The organism is Agrococcus baldri, assembly GCA_900114805.1.
Taxonomy (GTDB): domain Bacteria; phylum Actinomycetota; class Actinomycetes; order Actinomycetales; family Microbacteriaceae; genus Agrococcus; species Agrococcus baldri.
In genome coordinates this window covers 593,162-618,117 of sequence record FOZN01000002.1, presented here as the reverse complement: position 1 = coordinate 618,117, position 24,956 = coordinate 593,162, and the positions used below count along the sequence as shown (strand labels likewise).

Genomic DNA, 24,956 nt, shown 5'->3' with positions numbered 1-24,956 from the left:
GCCCGCGATTGCCGACGCTCGATAGCTACCGAGTTGGCGCGTCGAAGGGGCCCTCGCCGCGAGCCACGCCTTGCTCGACGAGCACTCGGAGCGAGCGGTCGATGCCGCGCAGTGCCCGGACGGCCAGCACGATCGCGATGACGAGGCCGATCAGCAGCAGCAGATAGATCGCCGGCAGGAGGAGTCCGGCGAGGCCGAACGAGACGGGAACGGTGCTCATTCCGCAACTCTCGCACAGGCGTCACCGCTGGGCGGGGATGACCGGGTGGGTCGAACGTCGTGGACCTGACCACGAAGCCCCCGGCCGCCGTGGAGGATTCCACGGGGTCGGGGGCTTCGAGTGCAGCGGGTGCTTACCAGCTCGACTTGGTCACGCCGGGCAGCTCGCCACGGTGCGCCATGTCGCGGAAGCGCACACGCGAGATGCCGTAGTCGCCGACGTGGCCGCGGGGGCGGCCGTCGATGGCGTCGCGCTTGCGCACGCGCACGGGCGAGGCGTTGCGGGGCAGCTTCTGCAGGCCGAGACGAGCGGCTTCGCGCTCCTCGTCGGTGCTCTTCGGGCTGACGAGCGCCTTCTTCAGCGCGAGACGCTGCTCGGCGTAGCGGGCGACGATGACCTTCCGCTGCTCGTTCTTGGCGATCATGCTCTTCTTGGCCATTATCGCTCCTCTCGGAACTCGACGTGCTGGCGGACGACGGGGTCGTACTTCTTCAGCACAAGGCGGTCAGGGTTGTTGCGACGGTTCTTCTTCGTCACGTAGGTGTAGCCGGTGCCGGCGGTCGAGCGGAGCTTGATGATCGGACGGACGTCCTGGGACTTCTTCGCCATCAGAGCTTCACCCCCCGAGCCTGCATGTCACGGACGACGGCCTCGATGCCACGTGCATCGATGACCTTGATGCCCTTGGCCGAGACGTTGAGCGTCACGTTGCGTCGGAGCGACGGGACGAAAAAGGTCTTGCGCTGCACGTTCGGGTCGAAGCGTCGCTTCGTGCGCCGGTGCGAGTGCGAGATGTTGTGCCCGAAGCCGGGAACGGCTCCGGTCACCTGGCATACCGCTGCCATGGTTCCTCCAAATGGGTACCGTGGGCATGAAGCCCACCCAAGATCACTTGCCTGCTCACGCCGCTACCGAGCCCTTGCGGGTGTTGGAGGGGGCGTGTGCTGCGCGGCCGGAGCCGCACCAAGGGTCTATCGTACGGCACGCCCATGCCGCTCGGCAATCCCGAATCCTGCCGCGGTACCGCACAGGCACCGCCGCAGGTGATGACGGATGCGTCAGCGGCCGGTGGGCGGGAACACGGGCTGGCCGTCGGGGCCCATCGGGTACGGGGTGCCGTCGGGGTGGGTGGGCCACGGGAGCAGGCCGTTCGGGGCGGGCTGCGGCTGCCCCGGGTGCGCGGGGGCCTGGGGTGCTGGCGACTGCGGCGATGCCGGCGCCACGGGCCACTGCGCATCCACGGGATTCGCCGCGGGCGCGGCCTGCGCCTGCATCGGCCAGTGCTGCGCGGGCCACTGCTCGGACGGCGGCGGCACGGCGCCGGCTGCGACCGGGCGGCGCACGTGCTCGCCGCGCGCCTCCGCCTCCTGCCAGTCGAGGTTGCGGCGGTTCCAGAACAGCAGCACCGTCACCGAGGCGGCGAGCGCGGTCACGACGATGGCGGCGACGGTCGAGCGCCAGTACCACTCGCTCACCTCGATGCCGAAGGCGTCGATGGCGAAGTGCAGCGTCAGGAGCACCCCGACCAGCCCCAGCAGCCCGGCGGCGACGAGGCCCAGCACGCGGCCGAACTGCGTGCCGGATCGCTTGCCGAGGTTGATGAGGCCCCACGCGCCGGCGGCCGCGGCGCGCACCACCAGCAGGGTCAGCAGCACGATGCCGAGCAGCTCGGCGAACAGCCAGCCCGAGCCGAAGTCGTAGTCGTCGACCTCGCCGCCGGAGCGGCCGTCGCGCACCCAGATGGCGATCATCAGCAGTGCCAGCAGGTAGGTGTTCGCTGCGACGCCGATCACCAGCGGCGTGGCCGAGCGGCGGGCGAGCACCAGGTCGAGTGCCAGGAGCCCCGTGAAGACCAGGAAGACGACGACCGTCCAGACCACGCGCGGCGCCTGGCTCTCGAAGTCGCCGACGAAGATCAGCACGACGGTGATGAGGGTGACGATCGCGAGCAGGCACATGCCCACGAACAGCACCGGCTGGATGCCCATGATGCGGCGCGGCGCAGTGGCGCGTGTGCCGGGGACGCTCGAGGCGGGCTGGCTGCCGTAGGCGGGGGGCTGATTCGTCACGGACGACCTCCTGGATCGGGTGGGCTCAGTCTCACAGGAGCACCTGGATGCCGGTGGGGACGCGCCGACCGGCTGTGGAGAGTCAGCGCTCGGCGGCGCACTCGCCGCACAGGCCGAAGATGTCGACGGTGTGCTCGAGCTCGACGAAGCCGTGCTCCGCGGCGACCTGGCCGGCCCAGCGCTCGACCGCGGCGGCCTCGAGCTCGACCGTGCGACCGCAGCTGCGGCAGATGAGGTGATGGTGATGCGTGGGGGTGCAGGCGCGGTAGAGCACCTCGCCGCCGGACTGCAGCGCATCCGCCTCCCCGTCCTCGGCCAGCGCGGCGAGCGCCCGGTAGACGGTCGCGAGCCCGACGGTCGAGCCGCCGGCGCGCAGCGACTGGTGCAGCGACTGCGCCGAGACGAACTCCTCGCTGGCGCCGAGCGCTTCGCGCACGGCTTCGCGCTGCCGGGTGGTGCGGCGGGGAGCGATGTCGTCTGCGGTCATGGGTGCCTCTTCTCGATCGTCGCATGCGCGGCGGGATCGCGCTGCTCGGCGCTGGCGACGCGCGCGGCGCCAGCCGGCCGCGCGCGGAGCGAGCCCACCAGCCAGGCCAGGCCGTAGGCGGCCGCGGCGACCAGCGCGATCGCCCCGCCCGCGGCGACGTCGAGCCAGCGCGAGGCCCAGAGCCCGAGCACGCCCGAGGCGACCCCGATGGCGGGGGCGAGCACGAGCATCCACCGCCAGTCGCGCACCAGCAGGCGGGCGGCTGCGGCGGGCGCGACGATCAGTGCGACGCCCAGGATGGCGCCGACCACCGGCATGATCGCCACGACGGTGCCGGCGATGACGGCGAGCGCGAGGGTCTCCGGCAGCCAGGGCGCGAGCCCTGCCCGTCGGTAGCCCGCCTCGTCGACGCTGGAGAAGATGAGGTGCCGGCCGGCGAGCGCCCAGACCGCGAGCGCCGCGGTGAGCACGAGCGCCGTGAGCGCGATGTCGCTGCCGGTGACGGCCAGCACCTGGCCGACCAGGAACGACTCGACGTCGATCGCGAGCGGCGTCACCGACTGCAGGAAGGCGCCGAGCGCGAAGCCGGCGGTGAGCATGACGCCGGAGGCGACGGCCGGCCCCTGCGAGCGGATGCGGCCGATGCCGACGGCCACCCCGATGAGCGCGACGGCGGCGATCGCGGCGCCGAGCGGGATGGAGACGCCGAGGATGGCGGCCGCGACGGCACCCGGGAAGGTCGCGTGCGTGAGCGACATGGTGAAGAAGGCGCGCTCGCGCAGCACCACCAGCACGCCGACCACGCCGGCGAGCGCACCGGCGAGGACGACCTCGAGCATCGCGAGCTGGAAGAAGTCGAGCGCCGTGAAGTCCAGCCCCATCAGCGCGCCGCCCCTCCGTCGACCGCGATCGCGGCCGTGCCGGCGGCCCGTCGCCCGCGCAGCGCGCCGACGCCGAGCGCCACGAGGTACCCCGCGATCATCGTGAGGGCCACGGTCGCGCCGGGGGCCGCATCCACCCCCGACTGCGCCAGCTGCACCACGAGCCAGAGGCCCATCCAGCCGGTGACGGCGCCGAACGCGATCGAGAGGGCGATGGCCGTCGGCAGCGACCGGGTGAGCGCGCGCGCGGCGGCGGCGGGCACGATCACCACGGCCAGCGCCAGCAGCGTGCCGACCGACGCGGATGCGGCGACCACGACGAGCGCGATGGCGACCGTGCCGACGACCTCGAGGGCGAGCACCGGCAGGCCCGCGCGGCGCGCGCCGGCGGCGTCGAAGGCGGCGAAGAGCTGCTGCCGGGCAGTGACGACGATGAGTGCCACCGCGATCGCGATGAGCGTCAGCGCGACCCCGAGGTCGCCCCAGGTGATGGTGAGGAGGCGGCCGAAGAAGAAGTCGGAGATGCTGCCGCCGGAGCCGCGGGAGAGCGAGACGAGCACGACGCCGAAGGAGAAGAAGGTGGTCAGGACGATCGCGACGGCCGTGTCGCGCGGCTGCCCGCGGCGGGAGATGAGCGCGAGCACCACCGCGGCCGCGAGCGCCGCGCCGATCGCGCCCGGCAGCAGCCCGGCGGTGCCGCCGAGCGCCGCGCCGATCGCGAGCCCCGGGAAGACCGCGTGCGTGAGGCCGTCGGTCGAGAACTCCAGCCTGCGCAGGTGCACGAGCACGCCGACCGTGCCGGCGGCCACCGCGAGCGCGAGCAGCAGCAGCAGCGGCCGGCCGAGGAAGGGCGCCGCGAAGGGGGTGAACGGGTCGACCAGCTGCGCGTGCCCGACCAGTTGCGCCTGCCCGAGCAGGGCGGCGGTCATCGGGCCTCGTCGCGCTCGCCGGCCGGCTCGCCCAGCTGGTCGTCGCCGAAGGGGTGCCGGTGCTCCGGGAACTCGGCGGCGTGGTGCTCGGTGGTGGCGAGCGTGTGGCCGTCGATCTCCATCACGTGCGAGGCGAAGGCGGCCTCGACCTGCTCGAGCGTGAGCACGCAGTCGGTGTCGTCGAAGGCGATCTGGCGCTGGTTGACGAGCAGCGTGCGGTCGCAGACGGCGCGCGCGAGCTCGAGGTCGTGGGTGGTGATGAGCAGCGCGACGCCGCGCGCCTTGAGCGTGCGGATCGTCTCGATGAGCGCATCGCGCGATGGCTGGTCGAGCCCGTTGAAGGGCTCGTCGAGCAGCAGCAGGCGCGGCTCGCTCGCGAGCGCCCTGGCGAGCAGCCCGCGCTGGCGCTGGCCGCCGGAGAGGTCGCCGAAGCGAGTGCGGCGGTGCTCGGTGAGGCCGACCGCCGCGAGCGCATCCGCGACGACGGCGCGGTCGCCGCTGCCGGGCCAGCGCAGCCCGAGCCGGGGCGTGCGGCCCATCGCGACCACCTGCTCGAGCGTGACCGGGAACGCGGCGTCGATGGCGCTCGACTGCGACAGCGTGCCGATCTCGCCCTTGCCGGTCGGCACGCGGAAGCGCTCGGCCCGGTGCTGCGCGAGCCCGAGGATGCCGGCCAGCAGCGTCGACTTGCCGGCGCCGTTCGGGCCGATGAGCGCGACCGCCTCTCCCGGCTGCACCGCGAACGTGACGCCGGTCAGCACCGGCGCGCCCCCGTAGCCGAACGCGCCGCCCTGGATCTCGACGACCGCGTCGCGCTGCTCGCTCATGCCAGCGATTCTGGCACCGGCAGCGGCTCTGCGCCCCAGGCGGTGACCATCGCGGTGGTGTTGTGGATCTGCGCGTCGATGTAGGTGCCCGTGTCGCTCCCGGCCGCGCCCAGGGCGTCGGCGGCCAGCGCATCCGCCCCCTGTCGCAGCTCGACGCCCGCCTCGCGCGCGATGGTGGCCGCCAGCTGCGGGTCGATGGCGTTCTCGCTGAAGACCACCCGCGTGTCCGTCGCGCGGATCTCGGCGACCAGCTCGTCGATGTGCGCGGCGCTCGCGCCGGCGCTGTCGTCGAGGCTCGGCAGCACCGTGCCGACCACCTGCACGTCGAAGGCGCGCTCGAGGTAGCCGAAGGTGTCGTGGGTGGTGACCACCAGCCGCTCGGCCACCGGGACCCGGTCGATCGAGCCGCGCATCCACTCGTCCAGCTCGGCCAGCTGCCCGAGGTAGGCAGAGGCGGATGCGTCGATGTCGGCATCGGGGTCGGCTGCGGTCACGGCGTCGACGATGGCCTGCGCCTGCAGGATCACGTTGGCGGGGTCGGTCCACACGTGCGGGTCGAACTCGCCGTGGTCGTGGCCCTCGTGGCCCTCCTCGGCGTGCTCGGCCCCGTCTGCGTGCTCGGCGTGCTCCTCGGCGGTCTCCCCCTCGTGCTCGTGCGCGTGCTCGGCGTGCTCTTCCGCCGTCTCCCCCTCGTGCTCGTGATCGTGCTCGTCGCCGTGGTCGTGTCCCGCGTGCGGGTCGTCGCCGGCGGCGATCAGCTCGAGTCCCTCGGAGGTGTCGACGAGTGTGCCGTCGAAGCCGGATGCCTCGACCGTGCCGTCGAGCCAGGTCTCGAGCCCCGCGCCGCTGATGACGAGCAGGTCGGCGTCCGCGAGCGCCGTGAGCGCGGTGGGCCCGGGGTCGAAGGCGTGCGCCGAGGCGCCCGGCCGCAGGAGGCTCGTGACCTCCGCCGCGTCGCCGACCAGCTCGCGCGTGACGTCGGCGAGCTGCGTCGTGGTGACGACGATCTGCAGCCGATCGTCGGCCGGGTCGGCCCCCCCGGCCGTGCCGGCGCATCCGGTCAGCGCGAGGGAGATGGCGCCGAGAGCGCCGAGAGCGGGCATGATCCGCATGGAGAGTCCTTGTCCAGCGCGACGACCTGCCGCGCAGAAGAACGCTACGGCTTGTTGAGAACGATTGTCAATCTCGGCCTGCGCTCCGGGCACCAGGTAGCGCGCGTAGGCTCCAGCCATGGCGACCATCCCCAACGGCACCCGGCAGTCGGCGATCATCGCGGCGCTCGACGCACGACCGCACATCGACCCGCCCGCGGAGCTCGAGCGACGCATCCGCTTCCTGGTCGACTACCTCGGGGCCGCCGGCTCGAAGGGCTTCGTGCTGGGCATCTCGGGCGGGCAGGACTCGACGCTCGCCGGGCGCCTCGCGCAGCTCGCGGTCGAGCGGGTGCGCGAGGAGGGGCGAGAGGCGAGCTTCGTCGCGGTGCGACTGCCGTACGGCGTGCAGGCGGACGAGGCGGATGCGCAGCTCGCCCTCGACTTCATCGGTGCCGACCGAGAGGTGACCGTCGACGTCAAGCCCGGCGTCGACGCGCTCGAGGCCGCGGTCGAGGCTGCGATCGGCGAGGTGAGCGACTACCACAAGGGCAACGTGAAGGCCCGGGCGCGGATGGTGGCGCAGTACGCCATCGGCGGCCAGCTGGGGCTGCTCGTCATCGGCACCGATCACGCCGCCGAGGGCATCACCGGCTTCTACACGAAGTACGGCGACGGCGGGGCCGATGTGCTGCCGCTGGCGGGGCTGACGAAGGGGCAGGGCAAGGAGCTGCTGCGCGAGCTCGGCGCCGCCGAGCGGCTGTGGCAGAAGCCGCCGACCGCCGACCTGCTGGACGGCAAGCCAGGCCAGACCGACGAGGCCGAGCTGGGGCTCGAGTACGAGCAGATCGACGCGTTCCTGCGCGGCGAGCCGGTCGCCGACGAGGTCGCGACGCAGATCATCGCCCGCTACGACCGCACCGACCACAAGCGGCGGATGCCCGCCACGCCCGCTGACGACTGGTGGCGGCCGGTGGCGGGGCCGCTGTTCGAGTAGGCCCCGCACGCTCAACGTGCGAGGTGCTGCTTCGGCGCGATTATCTCGCCGGACGAGCACCTGACACGTTGAGATCAGTCCAGCAGCAGCGCCGGCTCCTCCAGGATCGAGGCGACGTCGGCAAGGAAGCGGCTGATCACGTCGCCGTCGACCGCCCGGTGGTCGAACGAGCCGCCCACCGTCGTCACCCAGCGCGGCCGCACCTCGCCATCGACCACCCACGGCTTCTGCCGGATCGAGCCGAACGCGAGGATGCCCGCCTCGCCCGAGTTCAGAATGGGCGTGCCGGTGTCCATCCCGAACACGCCGATGTTCGTGATTGTGAAGGTGCCGTGCTGCATGTCCGCCGGCGCCGTGCGACCCTCCCGCGCCGTCGCGGTCAGCGCCTCGATCGCTCGCGCGAGCTCGCGCAGCGAGAGCTCCTGCGCGTCCTTGATGTTGGGCACCATGAGCCCGCGCGGCGTCGCGGCCGCGATGCCGAGGTTCACGTAGCGGGGCACGATCAGCTCGTCGTCGGTGAAGCGCGAGTTGATGTGCGGCGACCGCGCGATCGCCCACAGCACCGCCTTCGCGACGATCAGCAGCGGCGAAACCTTGACGCCCTCGAAGTCGCTCGACGCCTTCAGGCGCTTGACGAACTCCATCGTGCGAGTCGCGTCGACGTCGACGAAGACGGATGCGTGCGGTGCGGTGAAGGCCGACGCGGCCATGCCCTGCGCGATCGCCTTCCGCACCCCCTTGACCGGGATCCGCTCCTCGCGGCCGCCGGTCCACGGCTCGGCCTTCGCCGCGTGCGCGGACCGCTGCGTCAGGGCCGGCGCCTGCGAGCCCCGCGTCCTGCCGTGCCCCTGCGGCGGGCCCTGCGCCGCACGTGTGACGTCCTCGCGCGTCACCTCGCCGGCGCCGCCGGTGCCGGTGAGCGCCTGCAGATCGACGCCGAGATCCTTCGCGAGCTTGCGGGTCGGCGGCTTGGCGAGCGCTCGGCCGGCGGAGGCGGTGGCCGCTGCGGGTGCCGGGTCGGCAGCGGGCGCCGGGGCTGGCTCTGCTGCCGGCGCGTCCCGCACCGTCGTCGGCTTCCGCCGCCGCGTCTCGGCTCCTCCGCGCACGCCGTAGCCGACGAGCACGGCGCCGCCGCCCTCCTCCTGCTCGAGGGACTGCTCGGTCTCCTCCTTCGGGCTGCTCTCCACGGCATCCGCCTCACCGCCTGTGACGCGGATGATCGGCGAGCCGACCTCGACGGTCTGCCCCTCCTCGACCAGCAGCGCCTCGACGGTGCCCTCGAAGGGGCTGGGCAGCTCGACGAGCGACTTGGCCGTCTCGACCTCGAGCAGCACGTCGTTGACGTGCACGGTGTCGCCGGGCTGCACGCGCCAGGCGACGATCTCGGCCTCGGTCAGGCCCTCGCCCGGATCGGGCAGTCGGAACTCCTGCATCGCGCGTCCTTCCGTCAGTAGGCCATGGCGCGATCGACCGCGTCGAGCACGCGGTCGGCGTCAGGCAGGTAGATGTCCTCGAGCTGGGCGGCGGGGAACGGCGCGTCGAAGCCCGACACCCGCAGCACCGGCGCCTCGAGCGAGTAGAAGGCGCGCTCGGCGATCGTCGCGGCCACCTCGCTGCCGACCGAGACGTGCCCCGGCGCCTCCTGGGCGACGACCACGCGGCCGGTGCGGCGGGCCGACTCGACCAGCGGCTCCCAGTCGATGGGCGAGAGCGAGCGCAGGTCGATCACCTCGCACGAGGTGCCCTCGCGCTCGGCGATCTGCGCGGCCTGCAGCAGCACGTGCACCATGGCGCCGTGCCCGATGAGCGTGACGTCGGTGCCCGGATGCGCGACGACGGCGCGGTGCATCCCGCCCACGCCCTCGAGGCCGGCGGCCGGCGCAGCCAGCACCTCGCCCTTCGACCAGTACTTGGCCTTGGGCTCGAGGAAGATCACCGGGTCGTCGGAGGCGATCGCCTGCCGCAGCATCCAGTGCGCGTCGTTCGCGGTGGAGGGGCTGACCACCCGCAGACCGGCGGTGTGGGCGAAGTAGGCCTCCGGGCTCTCCTGGTGGTGCTCGACGGCGCCGATGTGGCCGCCGTAGGGGATGCGGATCACGACCGGCATGCGCACGGCGCCGCCGTGCCGGGCGGTCATCTTCGCCAGCTGCGAGACGATCTGGTCGAAGCCGGGGTAGACGAAACCGTCGAACTGGATCTCGATCACGGGCCGGTACCCGCGCATCGCCAGCCCGATGGCGGTGCCGATGATGCCCGACTCGGCCAGCGGGGTGTCGAGCACGCGGTCGCCGCCGAACTCGGCGTGCAGGCCCTCGGTGATGCGGAAGACGCCGCCCAGCGGGCCGATGTCCTCGCCCATCAGCAGCACCTTCTCGTCGGCGCGCATCGCCTCGCGCAGCGCCGAGCCCAGCGCCTTCGCGATGGGCATGGTGACGGATGCGGCGGGCTGCGCCGGCGCCGCGGGCACCTCGGGTGCGGCGTCGGTCATGCCTCGCCTCCGAAGCTCGCCTCGAACTCGGCCAGCTGCCGCTTCTGCTCGGTCACGAGCGGGTGCGGGTCGCTGTAGACGTGGTCGAAGATGTCGTCGCTGATGGCGGTGGCCGCCTCGAGGGTGCGGCGGCGCAGGTCGCTCGCGAGCTCGGTCGCTTCGACGTCCTGCTCGGCGAGCACGGCCTCGGCGACGCCCTGCTCGCGCAGGTGCGCGGCGAGCCGTGCGATGGGATCGCGGCGCCGCCACGACTCCTCCTCCTCGCTCGTGCGGTAGCGGGTGGGGTCGTCGCTCGTGGTGTGCGCCCCCATGCGGTACGTGTCTGCCTCGATGTAGCCGGGGGCTCCCTGCCTGGCCGCGTCGAGCATCCGCCTCGTCACCGCGAAGGATGCGAGTGGGTCGTTGCCGTCGACGAGCGCGGCGTCGAGGCCGAAGCCGCGGGCGCGCTCGTGCAGCGGGAAGCGGCTCTGGCGCGTGGAGGGCACCGAGATCGCCCACTTGTTGTTCTGCACGAAGAAGACGATCGGCGCCTCGTAGCTGGCCGCGAAGACGAGGCCCTCGCTCGCGTCACCCTGGCTGGCGGCGCCGTCGCCGTAGAAGGCCATCACGGCCTCGTCGGTGCTCGCGTCGCCCGTGCCGCTCTTGCCGTCGAGCCGGATGCCCATGGCGTAGCCGGTCGAGTGCAGCGCGTGGGTGGCGATCACGAGCGAGTAGATGCGCATGCCGCGGGTCTCGAGCGGGTTCCAGCCGGCGTGGCGGGCGCCGCGGAAGATGTCGATGATCTGGTCCATGGTCGCGCCGCGATGCAGCGCGATCAGATGCTCGCGGTAGGAGGGGAAGAGCGTGTCCTGCTCGCGGGCGGCCCAGACGGCGCCGACCTGCGCGCCCTCCTGGCCGATCGACGGCACCCACAGGCCCAGCTTCCCCTGCCGCTGCAGGTGGCCGGCCTCGATGTCGAAGCGGCGGGTGCGGAGCATCTCGCCGTGCATCGCGAGCCGGTCCTCGGTCGACAGCTGTGCGGCGAGCTCGTGCCAGGGCGCGTTCGCCTCGGACTCGACCAGCCGCCCCTCTGCGTCGAGGAGGCGGATGGGCTGGGTCGCCGCTGCTGTGCCCGTCACTGCGGGCGGCGTCACTGGATCGCCTGGATCGCGATCGCCGCAGCCAGGATGTGCTCGTCGGCCTCCGGCTCGCCCACCGAGACGCGGGTGCCGTCGGCGAACACCTTGGCGACGATGCGGTTGGCCTCCAGGATGTCGTGCACCTGCTCCTCCTGGCCGGGCTGCGAGGGGATCCAGAAGAAGTTGCCGTGGGGCTTCGGCACCGGCACGCCGGCGTCGACGAGGCGCTGCCAGAGGGCGTCCCGCTGATCGGCGAGCACGTCGATGCGCGCGAAGGTCTCGCCGACGTTCTCGAGCGCCGCGATGGCGGCGGAGGAGGCCAGTGCCGTCTGCGACAGCGGCACCCCGCACAGGTCGGCGGCGCGGAGGATCGCCGGGTGGCCGATCGCGTAGCCGACGCGGAGGCCCGCGAGTCCATGCGCCTTGGAGAATGTGCGCAGCACGACGAGGTTGTCGTGCTGCCGCTGCAGCGCGATGCCATCGACCGTCGGCTCCCGCACGAACTCGATGTATGCCTCATCGAGCATGATCAGGACGTCCGCGGGAACACGGGCGATGAAGGCGTCCAGCTCCTCCTTGCCGACGATCGTGCCGGTGGGGTTGTTGGGGCTGCAGACGATGACCGCGCGGGTGCGCTCGGTGATGGCGGCAGCCATCGCGTCGAGGTCGTGCTCGTGCGCGGCGTCGACGGGCACCTCGATCGGCGTCGCGCCGCCGGTGCGGACGAACAGCGGGTAGGCGTCGAAGGAGCGCCAGGCGTAGATCACCTCGTCCCCGGGGCCGGCGACGGCGTGGATGAGCTGCTGGATGAGCGTGGCCGAGCCGTCGCCGATCAGCACGCGGTCGGTGTCGACCCCGAACTCGTCGGCGAGGGCCGCCTTGAGCTGCGGCGCACCCGGCCGCGGGTAGCGGTTGACCCGCTCGGCCTCCGCCTGCACGGCCTCGACCACCGCGGGCAGCGGCGGGAAGGGGTTCTCGTTGCTGGAGAGCTTGAAGCCACCCTGCGGCGCCGGTCGTCCCTGCTGGTACGGCGGCACGGCAGCGATCTCGGGTCGAAGTCGCACAGTCACGGCCTCAGGCTATTGCGAGTCTCGCCTCTGTTGGGGGATATGGGTGCCAGAATCGGCGCATGCGCTTCCTGCTCCGGGTGATCTTCACTGCGATCGCGATCTGGCTCGTCACGCTCTTCGTCGGCGGCATCCACATCGTCTCCTACGGCGAGCAGTGGTGGCAGATCGCCGTGACGACGCTGGGCGTGGCGCTGGTGTTCGCGCTCGTCAACGCGACGGTCGGCAACGTCATCCGGGTCGTGGCGTTCCCGCTCTACATCCTCACGCTCGGCATCGTCGCGCTGTTCGTGAACGCCTTCCTGCTCATGATCGTGCACTGGATCTCGGATGCGGTCGGATACGGCATCCGGGTCGACGGCTTCTGGTGGGGCATGCTCGCCGCCGTCTGCATCGCATTCCTCACCTGGCTGATCACGATCCTCACGCGCCCGATCTTCGGCAAGGAGCGCCCGCGCGAGCGGTGAGCGCAAGCGGCGTCCGCGCGAGCGGTGAGCGCAAGCGCGTCGTCAACGACGCTCCCGGTTGCCCTTCGCGCCGATGAGTTGGTAGACCCGCTGCTTGCTGATGCCGACGACCCTGCCGGCGTCGATCGCGCTGAGCCCGTAGCGCTGGGTGAGCGTGACGATCGCGTCGCGCTTCTGGGCTGCAGCTGCGGCTTGCGCCGCGCGGGCGCGAGCCTCGGCTGCCTCGCCGTCCGCCCATGTCCGGAGCGCGTCGTCGAGGCCCTGCACGTGCACATCGACGTCGATGGAGTCGGGGGTGACGTCGAGGTAGGCCGCAGCCGCGCCCTGGGCCTCCCGTGCGAGTTCAGCGAACGAGGCGGCCTGGCCGCCGGCCTCGATCTCGGGCATCTCGAACACCCACCACCGGCCTTCGCGGTGCGCGTCCACCCGCAGCGTTCGTTTGGCAATCATGGCCTCTCCCTCCTACTGCCAGGCCCTCGGGATCGGGACGCCCTTGCGCTTCAGCTGACTGAGCACCCCACCGGATACTTCCTTGTGGCCGGCGGGAATCGGATGCTTGACCGACTCATCAGGCAGGCCCCAGATCTCGTGGCTGCCCTTTGCGTCCCGCAGGAGCACCCAGCCGAGCGACCGCAGGTGCTTGGTCACATCCTTCGTCTTCTGCGGCTTCATCAGCGTAGTCACTCCCCCCTTGCCTCGCAAGGCAAGTCCCGTCTTGCCCTGCGTGACCTAGCGGCGCCGCAGGTGCACGCCGACGCCGGATATCGGCTCCCCGCCGGCGGTGGCCGCCTCGATGCGCGCCAGCCAGGCGTCGCCCGCGAAGTCGTCGAGCCGATCGAGGGTGTCGACGTACTCCTCTCCGGAATGCCGTGCGAGCGGGCCGCTCCCGTGGCCGCCGGCGCTCTCGATCACGGTCGTCTGCACGCCCTCGCCGTCGGCCCAGCCGTCGAGCGCCGGCACGATGTCGCCCTCGTGGGCGATGCTGAGCACCGCGGTCTGCGGCGGGATCTCCGCGCCGCCGACCGGTCCTCCGACCAGCAGCGCGTTCTCGACGCGGAACTGGCCCGATGCCGCCACGTTCGCGACCGCGCCGGCGCCCTGCGAGAAGCCGAACAGGTCGACCGCGTCGCCCGGCCCGATGCCCGCCTCCCGCATCGCCTCGGCGACCGCGGCGTCGGAGCCGTGCAGCTGACTGCCCGCCGCCCCGGTGTTCTCGAGGTTCGCGCGCATGTCGAGGCCGGAGGAGCCGGAGGGCGCGACCGTCTCAGTGCCGCGCACGAACACCTGGTAGCGGGTGGAGCCGTCGGGCATCGCGTACTCGGCGATCGTCACCTGCTCGTCCTGCTCGAGGATGATGCGCATCGCCTGCGCAGGCTCCGTCACCGGCTCGCTCGGAGGCGCCACCGGCCGCGAGAAGACCGCCTGCACGCGGCCGCCGCCGCTCAGCAGCCCCGCGCCGCCCGCCGCCGAGAGCGCCAGCAGGCCCAGCACCTCGTCGTCCCCGATCCGAGACTCGACGCTGTTCGCCAGCGGGAGCGGGATGCCGAGCAGCCCCGCGAGCGCCTCGTCACTCGACTCGATCGCGAGCGCGAGCGCGGCCGTGAACGCCGGGTTCGCCATCAGCACCTCGCCCGTGCGCTCCCAGAAGGCAGAGGTGTCCTCCAGGAAGCGGCCGAGGTTCGTGCCCGCGGCCGCCGCGCGCTGGGTGAGGCTCGCGAGCAGCTCCGGGTGCATCAGCAGCAGCTTCGCCGCCAGCGGCACCACGACCAGTCCGATCGCCACCGCCCACGGGGCCGCCGCGAGCGCCGCGGTGCGGACCGCGGCGCCCAGCGCGTAGGCGACGCTGCCCGCCACCTGCTCGATCAGGCCGCGCACCGCATCCGACGCCCACTCATACGACCGGCCCGCGAGCCACGTGTCGCGCTGCAGGTCCTCGAGCTCGAGCTGCAGCGCCTGCGCGGCGGCCGCACGCGCGTCGAGCTCGGCGCCGCAGGCCCGGAGCCCCGTCAGGCTCACGCCGGGCGCCGGTGCCACCGCCAGATCGGGTGCCGAGCGCAGGGCGAGCACCGCACGGTTCGCCCCCTCGCGAGCCTCGCCCAGCCGCGCGACCGCGGCACCGGTAGCCGTCGGATCCCACGCCTGCGCAGCGCCGAATGCGCCCCCAGCGCCGCTGAACCCGCTCACAGCGCCCCCTCGATGGCGAGGGCCAGCAGCCGCAGCTGGTCGACCTCGGCGAGCACCCTCGACCGCGCTCGCTCGCCGCGAGCGTCGAACGCGTCGCGCGCCGGACCGAGCCAGCCCTCCTGCCCGCGCAGCACCACCAGCTCTGCCGCGTCCTCGAGCGCCCGCACCGCCCGCTGCACCGCACGGATCGCATCGTGCGCCTCCGCCACCGCGCTCGCCCGCCGAGCCGCCGCCTGCGCCGCCTCGAGCTGCGCGGCAGCCGCGGCGGCCTGCGCGGCTGCGGCAGCCGCATCCGTCATCGTCATGGTCCACCTCCTGCGGGGACGATGGCACCGGAGCGCGCATCGCCGCGCTGCTGCACGCGCGGGCTGTGGAGAGCGGGACTCGATGCGGCACTCCAGGCGGCTCGACCGGCGTGCGCGGCGGCGGTGCGCCAGAATGGTGTCGTGACCATCGACCGGGAGTTCGCCGATGCGACGCGCTTCCGCGTCTGCTTCGTCTGCACCGGCAACATCTGCCGCTCCCCGATGGCCCAGGCGGTCTTCGAGCACCTCGCGAAGAAGCACGGCGTCGCCGACCGGCTGCTGGTCGCCAGCGCCGGCATCAGCGAGTACCACGTGGGCGAGACCGCCGACCCGCGCACCCTCATCGCGCTCACCGACGCCGGCTACGAGGCGAGCGCCCACCGCGCCAAGCAGTTCAGCGCGCAGTGGCTCGACTCGTTCGACCTCGTGATCGCGTTCGACCGCGGCCAGGAGCGGGCGCTGCGCTCGCTCGCCCGCACCGACGAGCAGCACTCGAAGATCCGGCTGCTGCTCTCGTTCGACCCCGACGCCACCGGTCAGGACGTGCCGGACCCCTACTACTCGGAGGACGCGTTCTTCGGCACCGTCCTGCACCAGATCGAGACCGCCGTCGGCAGGCTGTTCCGCCAGATCCAGCCCGCCATGCGCCCCTGAAGGAGCCCCATGCCTCTGCCCATCCAGCCCCTCTCGCCGCTCGACGGCCGCTACCAGCGGCAGACCTCCGGCCTCGCCGAGCACCTCTCGGAGGCCGGCCTCAACCGCGCGCGCGTGCACGTCGAGGTGGAGTGGCTGCTGTGGGTCGCCGAGCACCGGCTGTTCGGCGCGACACCGGTCGAAGACGGTGAGGCGGATGCGCTGCGGCAGTGGGCGGCAGGGTTCGGCCAGGAGCAGATCGACTGGCTCGCCGAGAAGGAGGCCGTCACCCGGCACGACGTGAAGGCGGTCGAGTACCTCGTGCGCGACCGGCTCGAGCAGCAGGGGCTCTCGCGCCTGGCCGAGGCGGTGCACATCGCCTGCACGAGCGAGGACATCAACAACCTCTCCTACGCGCTCACGATCAAGTCGGCGGTCGACGAGGTGTGGATGCCTGCCTTCCGCGGCGTCATCGACCGGCTGCGCGCGCTGGCGCTCGAGCAGCGCGACCGCCCGATGCTCTCGCTCACGCACGGCCAGCCCGCCACCCCCACGACGCTCGGCAAGGAGCTCGCGGTGGTCGCCTGGCGGCTCGAGCGGCAGGCGAAGCGCATCGGCGATGTCGAGGTGCTCGGCAAGTTCGCCGGCGCCACCGGCACCTTCTCGGCCCACGTCGTGGCCGAGCCGGGCGCCGACTGGCCGGCCACCGCATCCGCCTTCGTGGAGCACTTGGGTCTCACCTGGAACCCGCTCACGACGCAGATCGAGTCGCACGACTGGCAGGCCGAGCTGTTCGGCGCCATCTCGCACGCCGGGCGCATCCTGCACAACCTTGCGACCGACGTGTGGACGTACATCATGCTCGGCACGTTCACGCAGATCCCGGTCGCCGGCGCCACCGGCTCGTCGACCATGCCGCACAAGATCAACCCGATCCGCTTCGAGAACGCCGAGGCCAACCTCGAGATCGCCTCTGCGCTGCTCGAGTCGCTCTCGGCGACGCTCGTCACCAGCCGCCTGCAGCGCGACCTCACCGACTCGTCGACGCAGCGCAACATCGGCGTCGCCCTCGGTCACTCGCTGCTCGCGCTCGACAACCTGACGCGCGGGCTCTCGGAGATCGCGGTGTCGGATGCCGCGCTCGACGCCGCGCTGGAGGGCAACTGGGAGGTGCTGGCCGAGGCGATCCAGACGGTCATCCGCGCCGAGGTGCTCGTCGGCAGCTCGTCGATCGCCGACCCCTACGCGCAGCTCAAGGAGCTCACCCGCGGGCAGAAGGTCGGCCAGGCGGAGCTCGTCGCCTTCGTCGACGGGCTCGACATCTCGGATGCGGCCAAGGAGCGCCTGCGCCGGCTCACGCCCGGCACGTACACGGGCGTGGCATCGCAGCTGGTCGACCGCCTGCCGTAGCTCGGCTCCCGCGGCCGGTGCGGCCGCACCTGGCACGCGGCGTCCATCGGTCGCTACGGTCGATGGGTGCTCGAGATTCCCGACTTCGTGCCGCACGCCCCGGTGGAGGCGGCGACGATCGACGCCTACGAGGGGCTCGTGCCCGAGGAGATCGTCGAGCTCTGGCAGCGCTACGGCTACGGCTCGTTCGGCGAGGGCTTCGTGCGGCTGATCGACCCGCACGCCTACGAGGCGCGCGTCGGCAACCTGCTCGGCAAGATGATCGGCGAGGGCGCGGCGGTGCCGATCATGGTCACGGCGCTCGCCGACGTGGTGCTGTGGGAGCCCGACCGCGGGGTCGCCGGGCTGCTGCTGCGCCAGCGCCGCGCCGTCGGCCTCGGCTCGCGGCCGCGCACGCTGGTGCAGCTGACGGCCAAGCACGGGGCGGCGCACCTGGCGCGCGCCTTCGACTGGGCGCCGTACCCGGATGCGGTGACCCGCTTCGGCGTGCCGGCGTACGACGAGGTGCTCGCGCATCTGCCGGGGCACGCGGACGAGGCTGCGCCGACACTCGAGGCGCTGGAGCTGCACTCGGCACTGGCTGCGATCGAGGCGCTGCTCGACCGGCAGGGACCGATCCTGCACTGACGAAACTGCACTGACGAACCCCCGCTGACGAACCTGCACTGACGGGGCTGCCGAGCCGTGCCACGCTGGAGCCATGCGAGCGACCATCCTGCACGCGCCCGGCGACGTCCGCGTCGAGACCTGGGCCGACCCATCCATCGAACGGCCCACCGACGCGATCGTGCGCGTCGTCGCGGGCTGCGTCTGCGGCTCCGATCTGTGGCCCTACCGCGGCGCGAACCCCGCGAGCCCGCCCCGCACCATCGGCCACGAGGCGATCGGCGTCGTGGAGGCGGTGGGCGCCAGTGTCGAACGCGTGCGCGAGGGCGACTTCGTCATCGTGCCCTTCAACCACTGCTGCGGCCACTGTGTGCACTGCCTCGCCGGGCAGACGCAGGGCTGCGTCGAGCTGGCGATGACCGCGAGCGGGCAGGCCGAGCTGACGCGCGTCACGAACGCCGACGCCACCTGCTTCGTGCTCGACGAGGTACCGGACGCCGCGCGGCACGCGGCGGTGCTGGCGCTCAGCGACGTGCTGCCCACCGGCTACCACGCGGCCGTCTCGGCCGGCGTCGCGCCCGGCTCGACCGCCGTGGTCGTCGGCGACGGCGCCGTGGGCCTGTGCGGGGTGCTGTCGGCGCAGCGGCTGGGCGCTGAGCGCATCATCGCTCTCAGCCGCAACCCCGAGCGGCAGCGCATCGCGACGGTCTTCGGCGCCACCGACCTCGTGCCCGAGCGCGGCGACGACGCCGTCGAGGCTGTGCTCGCGCTGACCGACGGCGTGGGGGCGGATGCGGTGCTCGAGTGCGTGGGCACCGAGGAGTCGATGCTGACCGCGTTCCGCGTCGCCCGCCCGGGAGCGACGGTCGGCTTCGTGGGGGTGCCGCACGGCACCGAGGTGCCGTGGAGCACCGCGTTCCGGAACAACATCGGGCTGCGCGGCGGGATGGCGCCGGTGGTGCGCTACCTGCCGGAGCTGGTGCCGGCCGTGCTCGCGGGCGAGCTCGACGCATCCGCCGTCTTCGACCTCGAGCTGCCGCTCGAGCAGGCCGCGGAGGCCTACGCGGCGATGGACGAGCGGCGAGCCGTCAAGGTGCTGCTGCGCCCTGGAGCTTGAGAGGGGAGGCCCCTGTCGGGCCTCCCCTGCGACGCCAGTGCCGCGGCCCGGCGGGCCGTGCTCCTTCGCCGACCCGTTCCGGCTGCCGCGACCCGGTGCACCGGGTCGGCGAGGCCGGAACGGGTCGCTCTGGCGAAGCCGGCGAGCGCTACTTCGCGCCGACGGGCTCGGGCACCGGCTCGCCCGCGAGCACGGTGCGCGGCTCGTCGATCGGCGCGAGGCCGGCCTCGACGCGCGCGCCGAGCTCGGCGTCGACGTTCTTCCAGTACTGGATGGCGCGGGCGCGGATCTCGGGGATGCGCGTGGCGCCGACGTGGCCGGTCACGTTCGCGATCATGCGCTCGCGCTCGGCGTCGGTGAACACCTCGCGGTAGAGCGTGCCGGGCTGGCCGAAGTCGTCGTCCTCGGGGTGCAGGGTGTGAGCGACGCGCACGAGCTCGCCGTCGTTCTGCCACCCTGCCTCGTCACCGGCCGCAGCCGCATCCGCCGCCGGTCCGCCGAACGAGTTCGGCGCGTAGACAGGTGCCGACGCCGGGCGGAAGCCGTACCGCATGGAGCCGTCCTTGTGGTAGCTGTTGACCTCGGCCTGCGCGCGGTTGACGGGCAGCTCGGTGTGGTTGACGCCGATGCGGTAGCGGTGCGCGTCGGCGTAGCTGAAGATGCGCGCCTGCAGCATCTTGTCGGGGCTGGCCGCGATGCCGGGCACGAAGTTGGCCGGCGAGAACGCCGCCTGCTCGATCTCGGCGAAGTAGTTCTCGGGGTTGCGGTTGAGCGTCATCGTGCCGACCGGGATGAGCGGGTAGTCGGCGTGCGGCCACACCTTCGTCAGGTCGAACGGGTTGAAGCGGTAGGTCTTCGCATCCTCGTAGGGCATGACCTGCACGTGCAGCGACCAGCTCGGGTGCTCCTCGCGCTCGATCGCCTCGTAGAGGTCGCGGATGTGGTGGTCGGCGTCCGAGCCCGCGAGCTGGTCGGCCTCGGCCTGCGGCAGGTAGTCGTTGCCCTGGTTGCTCTTGAAGTGGTACTTCACCCAGAAGCGCTCGCCTTCGGCGTTGATCCACTGGTAGGTGTGGGAGCCGAAGCCGTCCATGAAGCGCCAGCTCTTCGGCAGGCCGCGGTCGCCCATCAGCCACGTCACCTGGTGCGCCGACTCGGGCGAGTTGGTCCAGAAGTCCCACTGCATGTCGTTGTCGCGCAGGTTCGAGCCCGGCAGGCGCTTCTGCGAGTGGATGAAGTCGGGGAACTTGATGCCGTCGCGGATGAAGAAGACGGGCGTGTTGTTGCCGACCAGGTCGTAGTTGCCCTCGCTGGTGTAGAACTTCAGCGCGAAGCCGCGCGGGTCGCGCCACGTGTCGGGGCTGCCCTGCTCGCCGGCGACGGTCGAGAAGCGCGCGAGCATGTCGGTCTCGACGCCCTGCTGGAAGAGCGCCGCCCTCGTGTACTGCGACACGTCGTGCGTGGCCACGAAGGTGCCGAAGGCGCCGCCGCCCTTGGCGTGCACCACGCGCTCCGGAACGCGCTCGCGGTTGAAGTGGGCGAGCTTCTCGACCAGGTAGTGGTCGGTCAGCGCGATGGCGCCGTCCGGTCCGACGGTCTGCGAGTGGGCGTCGCTGGCGATCGGTGCGCCGACGGCGTTGGTGGTGGGTGTCGTCATGAACCTCGTCCTCTTCGTCTCGTGTGTGTGCTCGTGTGGTCAGTGGCGTGCGGGCGCGGCGGTGCCGCGCGGGCCCTCGGGTGCGGGTTCGGGGGCGGATGGGCTTCGTCGCCCTGGTCGTGCAAGATGCGGTCGTGCGCGGTGCGCGCACGTGCCGCGGGTCAGGCGGTGGCGCCTGCGGTGGCGGTGGCTGCCTCCGCTGCGGCTGCGGCGCACTCGGCGCAGAGCCCGACGAACGTGACGTTCGCCGCCTGGATGGTGAAGCCGGCCGGCGCCTGCGCGTGCAGGCAGGGCGCCTCGCCCACGACGCAGTCGACGTCCTCGACGCGCCCGCAGCTGCTGCAGACCGCGTGGTGGTGGTTGTCGTCGATGCGGCGCTCGTAGCGGGCGGCGGAGCGCTCGGGCTCGAAGCGGCGCAGGATGCCCGCGCCGGTCAGGTCGCCGAGCACGTTGTGCACCGACTGCACGCTGGTGTCGTGGCCGCGCTCGATCAGCGCTGCGTGCACGTGCTCGGCGTCGGCGTGCGGCAGCTGCTCGAGCACCTCGAGCACCGCGATGCGGCCCTGCGTCACGCGCAGGCCGCGCTCGCGCAGCAGCTCGACATCGGTCTCGGTCATGCCTCCACCATAGCAGTTATCGTGAATAATTCAAAAGAACGACGCGTGCGGAAGCCACCGTCAGTCACCCTCGGCGACCGGGCGGCCGGAGCCTTCCTGACCCCACTCCGACCACGAGCCGTCGTAGACGGCCGCCTCCCGGCCGGCGAGCGTCGCCGCGAGGGCGATCACCGCGGCGGTGACGCCCGAGCCGCAGCTGGCGATGATCGGTCGCTCCCCCGCCGCCTCCTGCAGCCGCTGCGCCAGCGCCTCGGTCGGCAGCATCCGGCCCTCGGGCGCCAGCGTGCCGTAGTGGAGCGACACGGCGCCGGGCATGTGGCCCGCGCGCACGCCCTCCCGGGGATCAGGCTCCGCACCCGAGTAGCGGCTCGGCGAGCGAGCGTCGAGCACCGCGGCCTGGCCCGAGGCGAGCGCCGCGGCCGTGACGTCCGCATCGACGATGGCCGACGCATCCCACACCACCGTCACGTCCCCCGTGCGGCCGGTGGACTCGGCAACCGGGGCGAGCGGGTGCCCCGCCTCGGTCCAGGCGGGCAGGCCGCCGTCGAGCACCGCGGCGTCGATGCCGGCGGCGCGCAGCATCCACCAGGCGCGGGCGCTCGAGTAGATGCCGGCCGCATCGGTGGCGACCACCCGGTCGCCCGCGCGGAGGCCGATCGCGCGCAGCTCGCGCTCGAAGTCCGCCGGCGCGAGCATGTCGTGCACGCCCACCTGGCCCAGCCCATCCGCCGCATCCTGCCGCGAGAATCGGCCGTCGATGTCGAAGCGCACGGCGCCGGGGATGCCCTCGGTCGGCAGCGGATCGTCCGTGCCGGGCGGCGCCATCGAGGCATCGACGACCACCAAGGCGTCCTCGCGCAGGTGCTCGGCCAGCCAGTCGACACTCACGAGATCGCGCATGCGCCCATGGTGGCAGAGCGCGGTCGAGACCTCGCGCCCGGCCTGCGCGCCGCCACCTCGAGCGTCGCGCGAGCAGCGCGCCGTCAGTGCTGCACTCGAGATCGCGCGAACAGCGCGCCGTCAGTGCTGCTCGTCGGGGAACGAGGTGATGACCTGGCCGCTGCCGAGCCCGACGCCGACGGTCACCATCCACGAGCGCTCGGCCTGGCCGCCGTCGACGTACTCGACCAGCACGTCGTAGTTGACGATGTCGTCGCGGTACGACTCCACCCGCGTGGGCTGCTCGAGCGCGCGGTCGATGGCGAAGACCGCCACGTCCTCCCACTCGGCGTCCACCAGCTCGGCGAGCTCGCCGAAGTCGCCGGTGTGGCCATCGGCGATGTGGCGCCACCCGGCGCCGGATGCGTTGCCGCACGTCAGGGTGGCGTCGCCTGCGGTGACGTCGAGGGCCGGCCACGCGGCCCGGTCGAAGACCTCGTAGGCGGTGCGACCGGCCTCGCCCTCGCAGTCGCCGTCGGGATCGACGTCGTCGGCGGCCGGATCGAACACGCGGCCCTCGGCGACCAGGTGCGGGCCGACCGGTGCCTGCTGCCCCGGTGCCTGCTGCTCAGCGCCGGACTCCCCCTGCGGCGTCGCGGCCGGCGTCAGCGAGCCGCAGCCGGTCAGCAGCGCGACCGGCAGCAGCGCCGCAGCAGTCAGCAGCGGCGCGCGCCTCACGGCTCGAAGCCGTCGAGCTTGTCGAGGTCGGCCGACGAGCGGCCCTTGGGCTTGATGGTGAGCATGAGGGTGGCGACCAGCAGCAGCGCCGCGATGAAGCCGATGCCTCCGAAGATGAGCGCGAGCACCACCTCGCGCACGGTCATCAGCACGATGAGGCCGATGAAGATGCCGACGCCCGCCGCGAAGACGAGGTACTCGAAGGGCTTCAGCTTCTGGCGCCGGGTCGGCTTGCCGGATGGGTTCTGGTTGCTCATGCGTCGCTCCGCTCGATCGTGGTGGTGCGTGCCGGGCGAGCAGAGAGGGCCGCGACCGCATGGAAGACGCCGAGGATGACGGCGTAGGCGCCGAGGAATCCGACGAGGCTGACAGGATCGCGCAGGAAGGCGAACACGACGCCGAGGAGGATAGTGAACCCGCCGACCGCGAGCCAGTCGCGCGCCAGCTGGTGCGTGCGCGGCTCGGTGACCGACCGCATCCGCACCCAGCCCTGCAGCTCGACGATGCCGGTGGGGATTGCCCAGAGCGCGACGGTGAGGCCGAGCACGGCAGCGGTCGGGGCGGCGATCGCGAGCGCGGCGGCGACCACAGCGACCACGCCGCTCCAGATCGCGACCACCAGCGGCCAGCGGCCTGCACCCTCCGGCACGCGGTCGCGGCCGATCCACAGCGCGGCGGCGGTGCCGGCCAGCAGCACGGCGAGCGCGACCAGGCCCACGACCGGCGCGTGCAGCTGGATGAACGGCAGCGGCAGGCCGACCGCGAGCGCGGGGACGGCTCGCATCGCAGGGAGGTGCCAGTGCTGCTGCCCCTGCGAGGTGCTCGACGTGGCGGTCACGGCTCTCCTCACGGTTCCCCTCCATCGTACCGGCGCGCGCGGCGTAGCCTGGCTGCATGACGCTCGAGACCCACCGCCCGTTCATCGAAGACCTCTACCGCGACCTGCACGCGAACCCTGAGCTCTCGAATCGCGAGCACCGCACGGCGGCACGCATGGCCGAGCTGCTGCGCGAGCGCGGCTTCGAGACCCACGAGCAGGTCGGGGATGCCACGGGCGTCGTCGGCATCCTGCGCCGGGGCGAGGGGCCGACGGTGCTGCTGCGCGCCGACATGGATGCGCTGCCGGTCACCGAGGCCGAGCGCGTCCCCTACCGCTCGACCGCGACCGACGACTTCGAGGGCCGGGCGAGCGGCGTCATGCACGCGTGCGGCCACGACACCCACATGGCCGGACTGCAGGGCGCGCTGGCGATGCTCGCCGAGCAGGACGACTGGTCGGGCACGATCGTCGCCGTCTTCCAGCCCGCCGAGGAGGTCATGCAGGGCGCCGTCGGGATGCAGGATGCGCTGCGCGAGCTGCTGCCGGGCGGCATCGACGTCGCGCTCGGCCAGCACGTCATGCCCGGCGCCGCCGGCGAGGTGCAGACCACCGCGGGCCCGATCATGGCCGCGAGCGACCACTTCATCGTCACGGTGCACGGCCGCGGCGGGCACGGCTCGCAGCCTGAGAAGACCATCGACCCGATCGTGCTGGCCGCCAGCATGGTGCTGCGGCTGCAGACCATCGTCTCGCGCGAAGTGGCGCCCTCCGACCGCGCGGTGCTGACGATCGGCACCTTCCACGCGGGCATGAAGCAGAACATCATCCCCGACTCGGCGCGCTTCGAGATCAACATCCGCACCTTCGAGCCGCGCGTGCGCGAGCGCATGATCGCGGCCATCGAGCGCATCGTGCAGGGCGAGTGCCAGGTGGCGGGCGCGCCGCCGGCGACGATCGAGACGGGCGACGTGGCGCCGCTGACGGTCAACGACGCGGATGCGGCTGCGACCGTGGGCGCAGCGTTCGACGCCGCGTTCGGCGCGGCCCACGTGCCCTCGCCGCAGTACCTGGGCTCGGAGGACTTCAGCTACCTGCCGGCCGTCTGGGGCGCCCCGTACGTCTTCTGGATGTACGGCGGCTTCGACCCCGAGCTGGTCGCGCAGGCCCGCGAGCGCGGCACCTTCGACGCCGACGTGCCCTCGAACCACGCCCCCGACTTCATCCCGGTCATGCAGCCGACGCTCGACACCGCGACCACCGCGATGGTCGCGGCCGCACGCGCCTTCCTCGCGTAGGCAGGCGGCGGCATCCGCCCCGTTCCTTCGAAACCGGAATGCCCGGGCGTTCGATCT

General features: G+C 72.6%; 31 protein-coding genes. 7 read left to right on the top strand and 24 right to left on the bottom strand.

Annotation, left to right across the window (positions count from 1 at the left end; genetic code table 11):
- Positions 1 to 25: 25 nt before the first annotated feature.
- From BM288_RS07225 to BM288_RS07180, 10 genes are all read right to left on the bottom strand, one after another.
- A complete protein-coding gene (locus tag BM288_RS07225) occupies positions 26 to 220 on the bottom strand; it encodes a hypothetical protein (RefSeq protein WP_092917298.1) in 195 nt (64 codons plus the stop codon).
- A 133-nt stretch (positions 221 to 353) separates the two neighbouring features.
- Positions 354 to 659, bottom strand: coding sequence for a 30S ribosomal protein S14 (gene rpsN / locus BM288_RS07220; RefSeq protein WP_092917296.1), 306 nt, complete (start codon positions 657 to 659; stop codon positions 354 to 356).
- Positions 659 to 829: a 50S ribosomal protein L33 gene (gene rpmG, locus BM288_RS07215; RefSeq protein ID WP_072314797.1), complete on the bottom strand. Its 171-nt coding sequence runs from the start codon at positions 827 to 829 to the stop codon at positions 659 to 661. The genes rpsN and rpmG overlap by 1 nt, the downstream gene beginning before the upstream one ends.
- On the bottom strand, positions 829 to 1,065 hold the full coding sequence (gene rpmB, locus BM288_RS07210) for a 50S ribosomal protein L28 (RefSeq protein ID WP_092917294.1): 237 nt from the start codon (positions 1,063 to 1,065) through the stop codon (positions 829 to 831). Before rpmB ends, rpmG begins: the two co-directional genes overlap by 1 nt.
- A 213-nt stretch (positions 1,066 to 1,278) precedes the next feature.
- Positions 1,279 to 2,289, bottom strand: coding sequence for a hypothetical protein (locus BM288_RS07205; protein ID WP_092917292.1), 1,011 nt, complete (start codon positions 2,287 to 2,289; stop codon positions 1,279 to 1,281).
- A gap of 82 nt (positions 2,290 to 2,371) precedes the next feature.
- Positions 2,372 to 2,776, bottom strand: coding sequence for a Fur family transcriptional regulator (locus tag BM288_RS07200; protein WP_092917290.1), 405 nt, complete (start codon positions 2,774 to 2,776; stop codon positions 2,372 to 2,374).
- The gene (locus BM288_RS07195) at positions 2,773 to 3,657 is read right to left on the bottom strand and encodes a metal ABC transporter permease (RefSeq protein ID WP_092917288.1); all 885 of its coding nucleotides are present in this window, start codon (positions 3,655 to 3,657) and stop codon (positions 2,773 to 2,775) included. The genes BM288_RS07200 and BM288_RS07195 overlap by 4 nt, the downstream gene beginning before the upstream one ends.
- The gene (locus BM288_RS07190) at positions 3,657 to 4,586 is read right to left on the bottom strand and encodes a metal ABC transporter permease (RefSeq protein WP_092917286.1); all 930 of its coding nucleotides are present in this window, start codon (positions 4,584 to 4,586) and stop codon (positions 3,657 to 3,659) included. The genes BM288_RS07195 and BM288_RS07190 overlap by 1 nt, the downstream gene beginning before the upstream one ends.
- Complete coding sequence (locus tag BM288_RS07185; protein WP_092917284.1) at positions 4,583 to 5,413, bottom strand: metal ABC transporter ATP-binding protein; 831 nt, start codon at positions 5,411 to 5,413, stop codon at positions 4,583 to 4,585. The genes BM288_RS07190 and BM288_RS07185 overlap by 4 nt, the downstream gene beginning before the upstream one ends.
- On the bottom strand, positions 5,410 to 6,525 hold the full coding sequence (locus tag BM288_RS07180; RefSeq protein ID WP_177220291.1) for a metal ABC transporter substrate-binding protein: 1,116 nt from the start codon (positions 6,523 to 6,525) through the stop codon (positions 5,410 to 5,412). The genes BM288_RS07185 and BM288_RS07180 overlap by 4 nt, the downstream gene beginning before the upstream one ends.
- A gap of 118 nt (positions 6,526 to 6,643) precedes the next feature.
- Here BM288_RS07180 and nadE point away from each other — a divergent pair, with 118 nt between their 5' ends.
- On the top strand, positions 6,644 to 7,501 hold the full coding sequence (gene nadE / locus BM288_RS07175) for an ammonia-dependent NAD(+) synthetase (RefSeq protein WP_092917280.1): 858 nt from the start codon (positions 6,644 to 6,646) through the stop codon (positions 7,499 to 7,501).
- A 74-nt stretch (positions 7,502 to 7,575) separates the two neighbouring features.
- Here the strand turns inward: nadE and BM288_RS07170 are convergent, their stop codons facing one another.
- From BM288_RS07170 to BM288_RS07155, 4 genes are read right to left on the bottom strand one after another with little or no spacing between them, the layout of a single operon-like run.
- On the bottom strand, positions 7,576 to 8,934 hold the full coding sequence (locus tag BM288_RS07170) for a dihydrolipoamide acetyltransferase family protein (protein WP_092917278.1): 1,359 nt from the start codon (positions 8,932 to 8,934) through the stop codon (positions 7,576 to 7,578).
- Between the two features lie 14 nt (positions 8,935 to 8,948).
- On the bottom strand, positions 8,949 to 9,989 hold the full coding sequence (locus BM288_RS07165; protein ID WP_318255391.1) for an alpha-ketoacid dehydrogenase subunit beta: 1,041 nt from the start codon (positions 9,987 to 9,989) through the stop codon (positions 8,949 to 8,951).
- Entirely contained in the window at positions 9,986 to 11,122 is a 1,137-nt protein-coding gene (locus BM288_RS07160) for a thiamine pyrophosphate-dependent enzyme (protein ID WP_318255390.1), read from the bottom strand. The genes BM288_RS07165 and BM288_RS07160 overlap by 4 nt, the downstream gene beginning before the upstream one ends.
- A complete protein-coding gene (locus tag BM288_RS07155) occupies positions 11,119 to 12,177 on the bottom strand; it encodes a histidinol-phosphate transaminase (protein ID WP_092917276.1) in 1,059 nt (352 codons plus the stop codon). Before BM288_RS07155 ends, BM288_RS07160 begins: the two co-directional genes overlap by 4 nt.
- Positions 12,178 to 12,236: 59 nt before the next feature.
- Between BM288_RS07155 and BM288_RS07150 the strand changes: the two genes are divergently transcribed.
- Positions 12,237 to 12,641, top strand: a complete 405-nt coding sequence (locus BM288_RS07150) for a phage holin family protein (RefSeq protein ID WP_092917274.1) — start codon at positions 12,237 to 12,239, stop codon at positions 12,639 to 12,641.
- A 42-nt stretch (positions 12,642 to 12,683) separates the two neighbouring features.
- Here the strand turns inward: BM288_RS07150 and BM288_RS07145 are convergent, their stop codons facing one another.
- From BM288_RS07145 to BM288_RS07130, 4 genes are read right to left on the bottom strand one after another with little or no spacing between them, the layout of a single operon-like run.
- Positions 12,684 to 13,091: a hypothetical protein gene (locus BM288_RS07145; RefSeq protein WP_092917272.1), complete on the bottom strand. Its 408-nt coding sequence runs from the start codon at positions 13,089 to 13,091 to the stop codon at positions 12,684 to 12,686.
- A 12-nt stretch (positions 13,092 to 13,103) separates the two neighbouring features.
- The gene (locus BM288_RS07140) at positions 13,104 to 13,313 is read right to left on the bottom strand and encodes a type II toxin-antitoxin system HicA family toxin (RefSeq protein ID WP_092917270.1); all 210 of its coding nucleotides are present in this window, start codon (positions 13,311 to 13,313) and stop codon (positions 13,104 to 13,106) included.
- A 57-nt stretch (positions 13,314 to 13,370) separates the two neighbouring features.
- Positions 13,371 to 14,825 carry a hypothetical protein gene (locus BM288_RS07135; protein WP_092917268.1) on the bottom strand — a complete coding sequence of 485 codons (1,455 nt, stop codon included), beginning with the start codon at positions 14,823 to 14,825 and terminating at the stop codon, positions 13,371 to 13,373.
- Positions 14,822 to 15,130, bottom strand: coding sequence for a hypothetical protein (locus BM288_RS07130; protein WP_092917266.1), 309 nt, complete (start codon positions 15,128 to 15,130; stop codon positions 14,822 to 14,824). Before BM288_RS07130 ends, BM288_RS07135 begins: the two co-directional genes overlap by 4 nt.
- A gap of 141 nt (positions 15,131 to 15,271) precedes the next feature.
- Here BM288_RS07130 and BM288_RS07125 point away from each other — a divergent pair, with 141 nt between their 5' ends.
- The 4 genes from BM288_RS07125 (at position 15,272) to BM288_RS07110 (ending at position 18,896) form a co-directional block, all read left to right on the top strand.
- The gene (locus BM288_RS07125) at positions 15,272 to 15,784 is read left to right on the top strand and encodes a low molecular weight protein-tyrosine-phosphatase (protein ID WP_318255389.1); all 513 of its coding nucleotides are present in this window, start codon (positions 15,272 to 15,274) and stop codon (positions 15,782 to 15,784) included.
- A 9-nt stretch (positions 15,785 to 15,793) separates the two neighbouring features.
- On the top strand, positions 15,794 to 17,173 hold the full coding sequence (gene purB, locus BM288_RS07120) for an adenylosuccinate lyase (protein WP_092917262.1): 1,380 nt from the start codon (positions 15,794 to 15,796) through the stop codon (positions 17,171 to 17,173).
- A gap of 66 nt (positions 17,174 to 17,239) precedes the next feature.
- Entirely contained in the window at positions 17,240 to 17,800 is a 561-nt protein-coding gene (locus BM288_RS07115; protein ID WP_177220290.1) for a GAD-like domain-containing protein, read from the top strand.
- 73 nt (positions 17,801 to 17,873) lie between these two features.
- On the top strand, positions 17,874 to 18,896 hold the full coding sequence (locus BM288_RS07110) for a zinc-binding dehydrogenase (RefSeq protein ID WP_092917258.1): 1,023 nt from the start codon (positions 17,874 to 17,876) through the stop codon (positions 18,894 to 18,896).
- 148 nt (positions 18,897 to 19,044) lie between these two features.
- On the opposite strand, the gene BM288_RS07105 is transcribed toward BM288_RS07110, so the two are convergent.
- The 6 genes from BM288_RS07105 to BM288_RS07080 all read right to left on the bottom strand — a co-directional run bounded on the left by BM288_RS07105 (position 19,045) and on the right by BM288_RS07080 (position 23,622).
- On the bottom strand, positions 19,045 to 20,550 hold the full coding sequence (locus BM288_RS07105) for a catalase (RefSeq protein WP_092917256.1): 1,506 nt from the start codon (positions 20,548 to 20,550) through the stop codon (positions 19,045 to 19,047).
- 161 nt (positions 20,551 to 20,711) lie between these two features.
- Positions 20,712 to 21,167, bottom strand: a complete 456-nt coding sequence (locus tag BM288_RS07100; protein ID WP_092917254.1) for a Fur family transcriptional regulator — start codon at positions 21,165 to 21,167, stop codon at positions 20,712 to 20,714.
- 60 nt (positions 21,168 to 21,227) lie between these two features.
- On the bottom strand, positions 21,228 to 22,067 hold the full coding sequence (locus BM288_RS07095; RefSeq protein WP_092917252.1) for a sulfurtransferase: 840 nt from the start codon (positions 22,065 to 22,067) through the stop codon (positions 21,228 to 21,230).
- A gap of 120 nt (positions 22,068 to 22,187) precedes the next feature.
- Positions 22,188 to 22,784: a hypothetical protein gene (locus BM288_RS07090; RefSeq protein ID WP_092917250.1), complete on the bottom strand. Its 597-nt coding sequence runs from the start codon at positions 22,782 to 22,784 to the stop codon at positions 22,188 to 22,190.
- Positions 22,781 to 23,041: a hypothetical protein gene (locus tag BM288_RS07085; RefSeq protein ID WP_092917248.1), complete on the bottom strand. Its 261-nt coding sequence runs from the start codon at positions 23,039 to 23,041 to the stop codon at positions 22,781 to 22,783. The genes BM288_RS07090 and BM288_RS07085 overlap by 4 nt, the downstream gene beginning before the upstream one ends.
- On the bottom strand, positions 23,038 to 23,622 hold the full coding sequence (locus BM288_RS07080) for a hypothetical protein (protein ID WP_092917247.1): 585 nt from the start codon (positions 23,620 to 23,622) through the stop codon (positions 23,038 to 23,040). The genes BM288_RS07085 and BM288_RS07080 overlap by 4 nt, the downstream gene beginning before the upstream one ends.
- Before the next feature lie 56 nt (positions 23,623 to 23,678).
- Between BM288_RS07080 and BM288_RS07075 the strand changes: the two genes are divergently transcribed.
- Positions 23,679 to 24,899, top strand: coding sequence for an amidohydrolase (locus BM288_RS07075; protein WP_092917246.1), 1,221 nt, complete (start codon positions 23,679 to 23,681; stop codon positions 24,897 to 24,899).
- Positions 24,900 to 24,956 lie beyond the last annotated feature (57 nt).